This is a genomic window from Hafnia alvei (assembly GCF_964063325.1).
Classification (GTDB): Bacteria; Pseudomonadota; Gammaproteobacteria; order Enterobacterales; family Enterobacteriaceae; genus Hafnia; species Hafnia alvei_B.
This window is the reverse complement of the sequence record NZ_OZ061315.1, coordinates 1,081,862-1,094,476: the sequence shown is the minus strand read 5'-3', so window position 1 is coordinate 1,094,476 and position 12,615 is coordinate 1,081,862. Positions and strand designations below refer to the sequence as shown.

Sequence of the window (12,615 nt, the reverse complement as noted above, 5' to 3'; positions counted from 1 at the left end):
GAAATTCTCCGCGGTTTGGCATTAATCTCGCTACTTGGCTTATTATGGGGATGAAAGCTGGCGATTCAAGAGAACCGCGCATAATGAGAGCCATTAAATTGCGCTCGGTAGGAAAACCACCGTATGAATAAAAAATTTGAATGTATCGGTCTGGTCGGTCACCCGCGTCATCCTGCCGCGCTGGCCACGCACGAAATGCTATTTCACTGGCTTGTCAGCAAAGGCTATCCGGTGATCGTCGAGCATCAAATTGCGCACGATCTAAAACTGGAAAACGCCGAAACAGGCAGCTTGGCGGATATAGGCCAAAAAGCCGATCTCGCCGTCGTAGTCGGCGGCGATGGCAATATGCTTGGGGCAGCCCGCATTCTGGCACGTTACGATATCAAAGTGATTGGCGTGAACCGTGGAAATCTTGGTTTTCTTACCGACTTAGATCCCGACAATGCCAAACAACAGCTCTCAGACGTTCTCGACGGTGAATATTTTAGTGAACAACGCTTTTTGCTTGAAGTGCAAGTTTGCCGCGAGCAACAGCAAAGACGCATGAGCACCGCCATCAATGAAGTGGTTTTGCATCCAGGTAAAGTCGCTCATATGATTGAATTTGAAGTTTATATCAATGAAAACTTTGCGTTCTCTCAGCGTTCCGATGGCCTGATTATCTCCACACCGACGGGCTCTACCGCGTATTCATTGTCTGCTGGAGGGCCTATTCTTACGCCAACGCTGGATGCCATTGCGCTGGTTCCGATGTTCCCACATACCCTTTCAGCTCGCCCGCTGGTTATTGATAGCAACAGCAAAATTCATCTGCGGTTTAGCCATTTCAGCAACGACTTGGAAATCAGCTGTGACAGCCAGATCGCGCTGCCGATCCAGCAAGGTGAAGAAGTCATGATTCAACGAAGCCAATTTCACCTCAATCTTATTCATCCCAAAGACTACAACTATTTCAATACATTAAGCACGAAGTTAGGATGGTCGAAAAAACTTTTCTGAAGGGAATAATTTTTTGCGTTAGCTACTTTACTGTATAAAAAACCAGTTTATACTGTAGTTAAATACAGTTATGTGATTCCGTACAGGGGAATTTCGAATGCTGACGCAGCTGACCATTTCTAACTTTGCTATTGTTCGTGAACTTGAAATTGACTTCCAGCGTGGAATGACCGCCATCACCGGCGAAACAGGCGCAGGTAAATCAATTGCTATTGATGCGCTAGGTTTATGCCTTGGAGGGCGCTCAGAGGCTGCTATGGTGCGTTTAAATACACCTAGAGCCGATATCTGCGCACGTTTCTCTCTGGCTGACACGCCGTCAGCACGGCAGTGGCTTGAGCAAAATCAGTTAGATGACAGCAATGAGTGCCTGCTACGACGCGTTATCAGCGCCGACGGGCGCTCTCGCGGATTTATCAATGGCACCGCAGTTCCTCTTTCACAGCTACGCGAACTCGGCCAACATCTGATTCAGATTCATGGCCAGCATGCGCATCAGTTACTGCTCAAGTCCGAGCACCAAAAACAGCTGTTAGATGCCTATAGCAACCAATCTGAGCTATTAGCAGAAATGCAAGCCGCCTATCGCCAATGGCATCACAGCTGCCGCCTGCTGGCTCACCATCAAAAGCAGGTTGCCGAGCGTGAATCGCGCAAACAGCTACTGCAATATCAGCTAAAAGAACTCAATGAGTTTGCTCCCCAGCCCGGAGAGTATGAGCAGATCGATGAAGAGTATAAGCGCCAAGCCAATAGCGGCCAGCTTCTAACCATCAGCCAGCGCGCATTAAACATGCTGTCTGACGCCGACGACGGCAATATTCTCAGCCTGCTGCACAGCGCAAAACAAAACGTGTCTGAGCTGATTAGCTACGACAGCCAGTTTTCACCTCTGCTAGATATGCTGGAAGAAGCTTCAATTCAAATATCAGAAGCCAGCAATGAACTACGCCATTACGGCGATACCATTGATATGGATCCTGCTCGGCTTTATGAATTAGAACAGCGGATATCTCGCCAAATTGCGCTAGCACGTAAACATCATGTTACGCCGGAAGAACTGCCTCAGTTTTATCAGCAGCTTTTGGACGAGCAGCAGTCACTCAGCCAGCAGGAGAGCGATCAAGAACAGCTGGCTGAAAACGTACACAAGCATCATGAGTACGCGCTTTCGCTCGCACAACAGTTGCATCAACAAAGAGTGAGTTTCGCTCAAGAGCTTTCTCAGCTCATTACACACAGTATGCACGAGCTATCCATGCCTCATGGTCAGTTCGCGATTGACGTTAACTTCATGCCTGAAGCACTAACAGCAGATGGGGCAGACCGCATTGAATTTAGCGTAACCACTAACCCAGGACAGCCACTCCAAGCGTTAGCTAAAGTTGCCTCTGGTGGTGAGCTCTCGCGTATTGCGCTAGCTATTCAAGTCATCACCGCCCAGAAAATGGATACCCCCGCACTTATCTTTGACGAAGTGGACGTGGGGATCAGTGGGCCGACCGCAGCTATCGTCGGAAAAATGCTACGCCAGCTTGGTGAGTCAACACAGGTCATGTGTGTCACCCATTTACCTCAGGTCGCCGGGTGCGGACACCAGCATTTTTATGTCAGTAAACACACCGATGGCTCTGAAACTGAAACAACCATGCAATCACTGGACAAAAAAGCGCGTTTGCAAGAGCTGGCGCGGCTGTTAGGGGGAAGTGAAGTCACGCGCAATACGCTGGCAAATGCAAAAGAGCTGCTTGCCGCATAAAAAACATCAACTTTTTTTGATTCCTGAGGTCATATTGGAGTCTGTTGAGGTTTCCAACTGTTGCAAGGTCGATTATCATCGGCAACCTATGTCCAAAAGGAATGAGATTACTATGCGTTGTAAAATGCTGACTGCCGCTGCTGTGGTTATGGTTACGCTAACCGCAGGCTGTTCAACCTTTGAAAAAGTGGTATACCGTCCTGACATCAATCAGGGAAACTACCTGACTGCTGCTGACGTAGCCAAAATTCACAGAGGGATGACGCAGCAACAAGTCGCCTACACGCTAGGTACACCAATGCTGCAAGATCCGTTTGGAACCAGCACATGGTTCTACGTGTTCCGCCAACAGCCAGGCCATGAGGCCGTGTCTCAAGAGACACTGACCCTAACCTTTGATGGAAGTGGTCTTCTGACGGGAATTGAAAACACCAAGAAGCTTCCTGAAAGCAAAGAAGACTGATCGACGCCGTGAATACGGCCGGTGTAAAAAAACTAAAAAATAAGGCGCCTACCACGCCTTATTTTTTTGCTCGCTCAGCGCGTAAGCGACGTAGCTCTTTTGGGTCCGCAAGCAATGGGCGATAGATTTCCACCCTATCCCCCTCATGCACCTTGTCTGATAATTTGACCGTGCGGCTGTAAATCCCAACCTTGTTTTTCGTTAGGTCAATTTCAGTACGCAATGCTAACAAGCCAGATTGTTGAATCGCCTGCTCAACATTTGCCCCTTCAGATAATTTAATGCGACGAAGATATTGGCGCTCAGGCAAGGCATACACCACCTCTACATTGATATCAGGCACTGTAGACCTCTTTTGCTCGTGAAGTAAAAGCCTGAACCATATTCCCCGCAAGTTCTTTAAATACTTTACCAAACGCCAGTTCAACCAGCTTATTAGTAAACTCAAAATCGAGATGCAGTTCAACCTTGCACGCATCATCGCTTAATGGGATAAAATGCCAGCCACCCAGTAACTTACGAAATGGTCCATCCACAAGTTGCATTTTAATACTGCTGCTATCAGCCAACGTATTATGAGTCGTAAAAGTTTTGCTTATCCCTGCTTTTGAGACATCAACAGCAGCTGTCATCGAATTTGGCCCTGATTCTAAAACTCGACTTCCCACGCAGCCGGGTAAAAACGCCGGATAGGCAGAGACATCGTTGACCAATTGGTACATTTGCTTGGCACTAAAAGGCACCAACGCAGAACGGCTAATCTGTGGCATATCAATTCCTGAGTAACATAAAACGCACAAATAATACCATTTATCTGTGGACAGAGAGAAACACGTTAAGCACACTGGGCTAATGTATTAAAAAACAACGACAGCTTAGGGTGAAAGGATGTTCATCCCATGACTGGTTCAGTATAATGGCAGCACTATGACAAAGAAAAAAGCACACAAACCCGGTTCAGCAACGATTGCTATGAACAAACGCGCTCGCCACGAATACTTCATTGAAGAAGAGATCGAGGCGGGGTTAGCGCTGCAAGGTTGGGAAGTTAAGTCGCTGCGAGCAGGTAAAGCAAATATTGCCGATAGCTACGTAACTTTCCGCGATGGCGAAGCATACCTCTTTGGCGCGACTATTCAGCCGCTTAATGTGGCGTCTACGCACGTGGTATGCGACCCAACACGTACCCGCAAACTGCTACTGAAAAAGCGTGAGCTAGAAACACTGTTCGGAAAAGTTAGCCGAGATGGTTTTACCGTTGTCGCGCTGTCTCTTTACTGGAAAAATGCTTGGTCCAAAGTCAAAATTGGGCTCGCAAAAGGTAAAAAAGAGCACGACAAACGCGATGATATTAAAGATCGTGAGTGGAAATTAGACAAAGCACGTATTATGAAGAACTCAAACCGCTAAGCTACTGGCTTTACGGATATATTTTCTGATACAATGCACGATAGTACTTGGGGCTGATTCTGGATTCGACGGGATTTGCGAAGCCCAAGGAGCATGCCGAGGGGCGGTTTGCCTCGTAAAAAGCCGCAAAAAAATAGTCGCAAACGACGAAAACTACGCACTAGCAGCTTAATAACCTGCTCAGAGCCCTCTCTCCCTAGCCTCCGCTCTTAGGACGGGGATCAAGAGAGGTCAAAACCAAAAGAGATCGTGTGGATACCTTGCTTGGGGTTGAAGCATTAAATCTAATCAAGCTAGTTTATTAGTAGCGTGTCTGTCCGCAGCTGGTAGGCGAATGTAAAGACTAGACTAAGCATGTAGTGCCGACGGTGTAGTAATTTCGGACGGGGGTTCAAATCCCCCCAGCTCCACCAAATTTGGTAGGACAGTGACCGGACAAGAGCATAAAAACCAGTAACTTATGCGAATTGAATGGACACAACAACGACCCAAGTAAGACAAAGAAATGCACGTATAGTGCACGTGCATTTCGAAGGTAATAAAAGCCCGCCTAGTGCGGGCTTTTTTATTTCTACGCACGGGACAGGCTCAATACGTCTATACAGTATTGAGTCAGTTTTGTATGAGCCTGCCCAAGCGAGCCCAATCCCTGCTTTTACTGGCTTTTCTTTGAATCTCATACATCACTTGCCTGCTCATACCTGCCCACTCGAGACAAATTTTTGCCCCATTTTTGCCCCATTTTTGCCCCATTTTAAAATACTGGTTAAAAATGCAGTTAAAGTCTTGCGCTCAACTTTAAAAAGTACAAAAATAACAACTGTGTTTTTATACAGTAATTTGTAAGTTTAATGATGGGGGAAGGTCATGCGTGTAGAGATTAAGATCGACAGAAGAAATGAGAAAAGTTTACCGCCTGATGGGTTGCAACAGATCGCTCAGGAGCTAAAAAAACGTCTGAATAAAAAGTACGTGGGTGCCGATACTTCTACTCGATTTGCCACCGCAACAGATATTGTGATCACCGGGGCAAGTAAAGAAGCTTCTAAAGTGATCAGAAAGATGGTTGAAGAGATGTTCGAGGAAGCCGATGAATGGTTAGTATGTGAAGAAATTGAAATGACTTAATACTACTTGGCCACTCTGTTGTTTAGAGCAGCCATAAGATATTAAAACCATTGAGGCAAAACATCATCATCAACACCACAAAACCTAACCCTTCGTTTTCTTATGCTTATACAACAGTTCATCGGCTACAATTTGTGCGGTACTCAGCGTATCACCGGCCTTCATCTGATAGCAGCCATATGAGAAATTCACAATTGCATCAGTATCAATCACTTTTAATTTCTGCTGAATAAGGTCAATGGCGATAACAGCACGCTCTATATCGCAATCAATAAGAATAATGCAGAATTCATCACCACCGAGCCGAATACCGTAATCACTCTTTCTTATCGAGGTTTGTATCGCTTCTCCCAACAAAGTAATTGCCTTATCCCCCATATGGTGACCTAAAGTGTCATTGATGGTTTTTAATTTATCGCAATCAAGTGCAATAATAGTGACTGGAATAAGTTTTTCGGCTAATGATTTTAAATGGGTATCTAGGGTATGTGTTAGTACCTTTCTATTATATAATCCCGTCATCGAATCGGTTATATTCTCTAAAGAAAGAATTTCATTTTTTGATATCTGATACTTAAAGTACTTACAAAGTGCAAAGGTTATAAAAGCATATATAATAAAAAGAAAAATATTATTAATAATAAAATATTGAACATCTAGCTTAAGATGCACAGTATAATATCGGGTAATATCTTTGTCATAATTTAAAATGGCAAAAAACTGTTTACTGGGTTGATTAAAGTTAATTTCTTCAGATGAGTTTCTATCTACTACTGAAAGCTTTAAATATTTCCACAAAAAAGGACGATCAAACGTATAAAACGCCTTGGCTAACTCATTGATACTCACGTCAGTCACAATGATACCTTTAAGCTTACCACCAAAAAACAAAGGCGTAATCATGCTAATTATTTTCTCACCGGTATAGCCATCATTATATATATGTGAAGTAATACTTTGTCCATCATGTAAACTAACCAATGCTTCATCATCAATCTTGATACTGCGGGCATTGTTATCTACATCGATAAACTCTCCATTGTATCTCAGCCAATTATTGAACACATACCGAGAGCTATCAACTAACTTATTGATATATATGTATTGATTTTCAAAATCGATATAGTATCTAATACTATCCTGGACTTTCCAATGGTAATTGGAAAAACTGTACTCTTGCGAAATAGCCTCTTCTTGGCTATTAAACTTTGCGAGATATTTTATATCCCTCGCCCAATCAGCACAGGATGGATTTTTAGTTTGTAACGTCCCAGAAAGTTCAGAATATTTATGCCCAGTCAAATTTAAACCATGAACATCGTTTATGATCTCCATTCGACTACAGACCCGCTGTATATTTGAATCTGCTTTTTTGTTTTTATATTCAGAAATTGAAAATGACTTTATTAAATTAAGTGCTATTTTTTGATTTATATATTCTTCAGCAAAGATGGCTGAGCGACCTTTATCTACCGTATATCCCAGATAGTTTTTTAAATCTTGGTAGTCATTCCATAAAAAGAATGCCAAAACCATCGTTGTTAATGACGTAGTGATAAAAATTCCCTTTTTATAACTTTTTGTCAGCAACATATTAAAACCTCTTAGGATTATTCTACAAACAACGCAATTTTGCACACACTCACAGCCGCATACAATATTTTAGCAATGATGGGAGATTTAATCTCTCTAATAGTGAAATTGTTATATTAGTATAGCGTTTTCTTTTACCTATGGTGACAGAATGCACACAATCATAACGAGACTATACTTATAGCATGCAAATTATTTTTTATGCTGGGGTTTATTGCTTCTGAGTACCTTGAAAACTGTTAAATATAATTATGTAGCTACTGGACTAATACTCATCCTTTAAACATAGAATAGGTCTAGAACTAAGTGTGTCCTTTTTCAGGTCGCTATTCATTGTAATGCTTACTCTTTTACCTTGAAATACGAATAAAAAAGGTTAGTGTACCTATGTTCACTAACGTTTCAGACGATAATAGATGTTCTCTGTCTTTGCACTTCTAGGAAGGTTCCTTTGCCCAGTCCCACGTTAAAACAGCGCAGCCTCGCCCTCTTTGTTTTCTTTTTCTTGCCCGGCGTATCAATGGCCTCATGGGTGACCCGAACTCCAGCAATACGAGACAAACTTGGCGCATCCACGGCAGAAATGGGGCTTGTTCTTTTTGGTCTGTCGATTGGGTCAATGGCTGGCATTCTCTGTTCTGGCTATTTAGTACAGCGCTTTAGTACTAAACCTGTTATTGCGGCAGGGACAGGTTTAGTGATCGCCGGTATTTTACTTGTTGCCGTCGGGGCATTTTTCTCATCGGCGATCACCGTTTCATCTGGGCTGTGCTTATTTGGCGCGGGTATGGGCTCGGCTGAAATAGCGATTAACGTTGAAGGAGCCGATGTAGAACGCATATCTCATCGCCCTCTTCTTCCTATGCTACATGGATGTTTTAGCTTAGGAACACTGGTTGGTGCAGGCATTGGCAACGGCCTTACCTCGGTGAATTTCCCCATTCAATGGCATCTTTTATTCATTGGTGTTATTTGCGTTCCAGCAACGCTATGGGCATTAAAATCTGTGCCGAAGGGAAATGGTCTTCGTCCCGTAGAGCATACGCGGGATGGCAACCAACCGACGCTGATTAAAACAAATATTTGGCGAGATAAGCGGCTCTTGCTTATTGGCCTGATTGTCCTTGCTATGGCACTTGCCGAAGGCTCAGCCAACGACTGGTTGCCGTTACTGATGGTCGATGGTCATGGCTTCAGCCCAACCTCAGGCTCGTTAATTTATACAGGTTTTGCACTAGGAATGACGATTGGACGCTTCTGCGGGGGATATTTTCTGCGCCGATTTGGTCGCGTCAACGTGGTGCGGGGTAGCGCTATTTTCGGCGTCATCGGCTTAGGGTTAATCATTTTCGCTGAAAATACGTTTTTAGTCAGCGCTTCGGTTTTATTCTGGGGCGTAGGCGCTTCGCTGGGTTTCCCGCTTACGTTGTCAGCCGCCAGTGACACTGGGCCAAATCCAGCGGCTCGCGTTAGCGCTGTGGCAACCACAGGCTATATTGCATTTTTAGTTGGGCCGCCCATGTTAGGTTTTTTAGGCGAACATTTGGGATTGCGCTCCGCCATGATAGTGGTGTTAGCATTGGTCGCTTTTGCAATTTGGTTAGCGCCGGCCGTTGGTGAACCACCCAAATCAGATGCGTGATAGCTCAAGTTCTCACCCGTCTATTTTTTCAACGGGTGAGAACTTGATTCCAAAATATTTACCGTATTGCACATCAGCCGCATTCTGTTTGATACCCCTCTCTCATTCCCTTTCTTCTCCGTTTGTTGTCATTATTTAACACGATATGCTGATCATCGAGCTAGCATATCGCGCCGGAAATTCGATTCCGCTCAAGCTCCAATAACGAAGCTAAGCCTACTGGCACATTCAGGAGTGAGTCATGAAAGACTCTACAATACAGATCCTACAAAACAACATGTCATGCCTTCATCAGATTATTAATACCAATACGCAAACCGGGCTCCACGGCAATTTACTGGATGTGCTGGCATTAAGTTTTAATCTGTTAAATATGAGCAACAATGAATTAATCCAGCTACAGCAAAAACAAGACGCGCTTTCATGTCATTCAGTGGGGTTAGTTATCCAGCAATGCAGTGCCCTGTTGTGGATGGTGCTCGAGTATGCAAGCACCCAGATGGAACAAGCCAGCGTGGATAAGTTGGCCGATATCTATCTACATACGCATTACCTTGCTCGGTCAATATCTGGTATTTCATGCCCATCATAAGTGAAGCTCCAGTCACTCAGTGGCTGGAGCCTCTTTTGGAATATGCCTATGTATTTGTACTCGCAGGACTTATAAAAATAGCGCCCAAATAAAACAGACAATAAAGAGCACTAACGCGGCAGCGGGAACCCAAAAGATCTGATCGGACGTTCTTATTACGTTTTTCCTTACGCTCATTTATTTCACCGTGCCTTGTTGAATATCTACTCTCTGCGGCAGCAGATAGTTATGAATAAATCTTACGGATACATAACCAACTACCAACGTCGCAATTACCGCCTCTACCGTCGCCATCATATGCAGTTGGCGGGCATACTCGGCTGCTTGTGGGTAACTGCTCACTAAGTTTGCCATTTTATAAAGGGCGGTTGCGCCAATCGCCATAGGGAACGTAAAAGCGGCATAGCCTGGGCTAAACGGCAATCGCATTAGGCGAAAGAAGGCGCAATAAATAACCATGGTCATCAGCAACGCGATGCCAAGCAACACCGCACAAATCAGCATTGAAGGCTCTTTGACAACGCTCAGATAGCCCGCCAATGACAAACTAGCCGGTGCCGCCATAATCGCGATCGTGGGTTTCGCTGCATCGGGGACTTCATCACGAAACATAAAACGGTAGATCATCATTGGCAGCATCAGCAGATAACTCACCATCCCTATTGCCAATAAAATCAGGGCAAACTCGGTATAAGCCTCACTTGGACAAGTCACATCGGCCACAATAATGCCCACCGGCGGCACAAACCAGCTAGGGACTAAATGATGCAGTTTTGGTTCTTTCGCCCGGTGATAAATAAAAAGCGACAGCGAGGCCAGATGAACAATAACAGCCCCCAGCCAAAGCACCTGACCCGCCGTCGGCATAAAGTTACCCAGCGCCTTAGAAACCACCATTGCCGCCATTGCAAAAGTTGGAACGATGCTTCCTAGCACCGGATGTTTAAGATCTTGAGTCAGCGTATCGGGATGAAAAAAAAAGCGAATGGCCAGAACAACAAGCAACAGCCCAGCAATCAATGCGCCCACGTTTTGCCCTACACCGTGAAGCGGCAAAGCATTCTCTAAACACCATCCCAAGCTTGCGATCCCCAGAGCTAACCCCGCGACGGGAGTTGGCAATCCACGAACCTTATGATGTAGGTATCTCAACATGTCATCACCTCGATTTTTTTCATTCTTCTGCGGTAAAAACTATAGCCATCCGCTATCATTTAAAAAATCGAGTTATTTTTTACATTAGGTTTAGAGAAACTAAACGATGAACATCACCTTCAAACAGCTTTCCGTCTTCGTCGCCATCGTCCGCAGCGGCAGCATGACGCTCGCCGCAGAAACCCTATTTATGACGAAAGGAGCTATCTCACAGACATTAGCTGAATTAGAAAGTCAGCTAGGAGTACGACTCTTTGATCGACAACATGCACGCTTATATATCAATCATGAAGGACAAAAGTTACTGCCTGTCGCAGACGAACTCTTGTCACGAATGCAGGGGGTCGAGCAATTATTCGGCGAAAATAGCCAAGACACCCAGCTAAAGGTGGGATGTACCAAAACCATCGGCAGCTATCTTCTACCTGATATGTTAAAGCGATTTGAAGAGCGCAAAAGCTGGCTACCGCAATGTACTATCGCCAACACGCAAGAGATCGGCAGTATGGTCAGCCATTTTGAAATTGATGTCGCTTTACTAGAAGGCCCCGCCAGTGAACCAAACCTTATTTGCGAGCCGTGGCTAGAGGATGAAATGGTGGTCATCGCCGGTAAGAACCATCCGCTCGCCAAACAAGAAACGGTTTCATACCAGAGACTGAGCCAAGAACGCTGGCTGCTACGAGAGCAAGGTTCGAGCAGTCGCGCTTTTTTTGATAATCAGCTGGCATTACATTTAAACAACCCACAAATCGCCCTTTCACTGAATGCTTTTGACGCTATTCTTTCTTGCGTCGCTCACCACTTAGGCATCACTTTTATTTCAAAACGCATGCTACATAGCTCATTTTATACGGGGCATTTTGTGCAATTGCATACCGAGGATCGGTTTATGCGGAAATTCACGCTCTGCTACCATAAGAGCAAGTTTATCTCACCAACATTAGCAAGCTGGCTAAGCTTCAGTCGCTCATGGTCTCAGCCTTAAATAGCGTGGCTTGTCATACGCAAATGACGACAAGCCAGCCTAAAAAAACATAACAAATTGTTTTTAAATGAAAATATTTCTAAAAGAGAGAAACTGAGACATCATCAGGATTTAATAGTTTTTTATACTGTTTTATGCGAATAAATTGATTATTTTGGTCGCGTAATAAATATCAGATCGCCCATACGATAAATTACCTCGCATTTTATTTCTCACCATAAAGTTAGTTTTTACCAGCATATGAATACGTTACCCTTACTGCGCTCAATATATCTCCCAACGTCATTTGAGCTAGATTAAGCCAAGGAGATAAATTCCGTTTTATGTGGTAACGAGTTAATAAAATGAAAATGCGCCTTTGCGACGTAAAATTATTTCTTTTAGGAGTTTTGCTCTCTATTAATGGCTCTGCATTTGCAGCTTTAGCCCCGGTGAGTGGCGGTCAGGCAAAAGATGACTCCAAAAGTACGCTATACATTCGCGGTAATATATTTGAACCAGCCGCCTGCAAAATTAACCAAAACAATAATCTCGATGTGGATTTCAAGCGCATCGCACTAAAAAAAATCGACGGTGTTGCTTTCGCTAGCGTGACTCCCGTCGATATTGTATGCAGCATCACGACAGGGGCAACCGTACAGCTAGAATTTCAGGGGACATCCTCGGGTAAAAGCAACTACCTGACCACAAGCCTTGATAACCTAGCCATTGCCCTCTCAGATGATGTCACCGGCAAAAATATCGATCTGAATACATTCTTTACCATTCAGAAAACACAGACTATTCAACTACGCGCGGTGCCCATAAAAATATCTGATGCGGTGGAATTAAAAGAAGGCGAATTCAAAGCCACATCCACGCTGGTTACACGCTATCTCTGACA

Annotated in this window: 13 protein-coding genes and 1 other RNA gene; 10 read left to right on the top strand and 4 right to left on the bottom strand. The window is 44.4% G+C overall.

Features of this window, described 5'->3' with window-relative positions; translation table 11 throughout:
* The first annotated feature begins 123 nt into the window (after nt 1-123).
* From nadK to bamE, 3 genes are all read left to right on the top strand, one after another.
* Nucleotides 124-1,002, top strand: coding sequence for an NAD(+) kinase (gene nadK / locus AB3Y96_RS05175; protein WP_025800521.1), 879 nt, complete (start codon nt 124-126; stop codon nt 1,000-1,002).
* A 97-nt stretch (nt 1,003-1,099) separates the two neighbouring features.
* On the top strand, nt 1,100-2,761 hold the full coding sequence (gene recN, locus AB3Y96_RS05170; RefSeq protein WP_367298653.1) for a DNA repair protein RecN: 1,662 nt from the start codon (nt 1,100-1,102) through the stop codon (nt 2,759-2,761).
* Nucleotides 2,762-2,873: 112 nt separating this feature from the next.
* Nucleotides 2,874-3,224, top strand: coding sequence for an outer membrane protein assembly factor BamE (bamE, locus tag AB3Y96_RS05165; protein ID WP_040046809.1), 351 nt, complete (start codon nt 2,874-2,876; stop codon nt 3,222-3,224).
* 58 nt (nt 3,225-3,282) lie between these two features.
* Here bamE and AB3Y96_RS05160 read toward each other — a convergent pair whose 3' ends face one another.
* A complete protein-coding gene (locus AB3Y96_RS05160) occupies nt 3,283-3,567 on the bottom strand; it encodes an RnfH family protein (RefSeq protein WP_025800518.1) in 285 nt (94 codons plus the stop codon).
* On the bottom strand, nt 3,560-3,994 hold the full coding sequence (locus AB3Y96_RS05155; RefSeq protein ID WP_025800517.1) for a type II toxin-antitoxin system RatA family toxin: 435 nt from the start codon (nt 3,992-3,994) through the stop codon (nt 3,560-3,562). The genes AB3Y96_RS05160 and AB3Y96_RS05155 overlap by 8 nt, the downstream gene beginning before the upstream one ends.
* A gap of 157 nt (nt 3,995-4,151) precedes the next feature.
* Here AB3Y96_RS05155 and smpB point away from each other — a divergent pair, with 157 nt between their 5' ends.
* The 3 genes from smpB (at nt 4,152) to AB3Y96_RS05140 (ending at nt 5,762) form a co-directional block, all read left to right on the top strand.
* On the top strand, nt 4,152-4,634 hold the full coding sequence (gene smpB, locus AB3Y96_RS05150) for an SsrA-binding protein SmpB (protein ID WP_025800516.1): 483 nt from the start codon (nt 4,152-4,154) through the stop codon (nt 4,632-4,634).
* A gap of 49 nt (nt 4,635-4,683) precedes the next feature.
* Nucleotides 4,684-5,047, top strand: a transfer-messenger RNA (tmRNA) gene (gene ssrA, locus AB3Y96_RS05145).
* Nucleotides 5,048-5,501: 454 nt separating this feature from the next.
* The gene (locus tag AB3Y96_RS05140) at nt 5,502-5,762 is read left to right on the top strand and encodes a DinI-like family protein (RefSeq protein WP_367298652.1); all 261 of its coding nucleotides are present in this window, start codon (nt 5,502-5,504) and stop codon (nt 5,760-5,762) included.
* A gap of 84 nt (nt 5,763-5,846) precedes the next feature.
* Here AB3Y96_RS05140 and dgcJ read toward each other — a convergent pair whose 3' ends face one another.
* Nucleotides 5,847-7,355 carry a diguanylate cyclase DgcJ gene (dgcJ, locus tag AB3Y96_RS05135; protein ID WP_367298651.1) on the bottom strand — a complete coding sequence of 503 codons (1,509 nt, stop codon included), beginning with the start codon at nt 7,353-7,355 and terminating at the stop codon, nt 5,847-5,849.
* Between the two features lie 451 nt (nt 7,356-7,806).
* Between dgcJ and AB3Y96_RS05130 the strand changes: the two genes are divergently transcribed.
* Both AB3Y96_RS05130 and AB3Y96_RS05125 read left to right on the top strand, forming a co-directional pair.
* Nucleotides 7,807-8,997 (top strand): MFS transporter, encoded by a 1,191-nt coding sequence (locus AB3Y96_RS05130; RefSeq protein WP_367298650.1) that lies wholly within the window; start codon nt 7,807-7,809, stop codon nt 8,995-8,997.
* A 241-nt stretch (nt 8,998-9,238) separates the two neighbouring features.
* Nucleotides 9,239-9,589, top strand: coding sequence for a hypothetical protein (locus AB3Y96_RS05125; protein WP_367298649.1), 351 nt, complete (start codon nt 9,239-9,241; stop codon nt 9,587-9,589).
* A 177-nt stretch (nt 9,590-9,766) separates the two neighbouring features.
* Here the strand turns inward: AB3Y96_RS05125 and AB3Y96_RS05120 are convergent, their stop codons facing one another.
* Nucleotides 9,767-10,744 carry a TDT family transporter gene (locus AB3Y96_RS05120; RefSeq protein ID WP_367298648.1) on the bottom strand — a complete coding sequence of 326 codons (978 nt, stop codon included), beginning with the start codon at nt 10,742-10,744 and terminating at the stop codon, nt 9,767-9,769.
* 106 nt (nt 10,745-10,850) lie between these two features.
* Here AB3Y96_RS05120 and AB3Y96_RS05115 point away from each other — a divergent pair, with 106 nt between their 5' ends.
* Entirely contained in the window at nt 10,851-11,732 is an 882-nt protein-coding gene (locus AB3Y96_RS05115; protein WP_367298647.1) for a LysR substrate-binding domain-containing protein, read from the top strand.
* Between the two features lie 344 nt (nt 11,733-12,076).
* The gene (locus AB3Y96_RS05110) at nt 12,077-12,613 is read left to right on the top strand and encodes a fimbrial protein (RefSeq protein ID WP_367298646.1); all 537 of its coding nucleotides are present in this window, start codon (nt 12,077-12,079) and stop codon (nt 12,611-12,613) included.
* Nucleotides 12,614-12,615 lie beyond the last annotated feature (2 nt).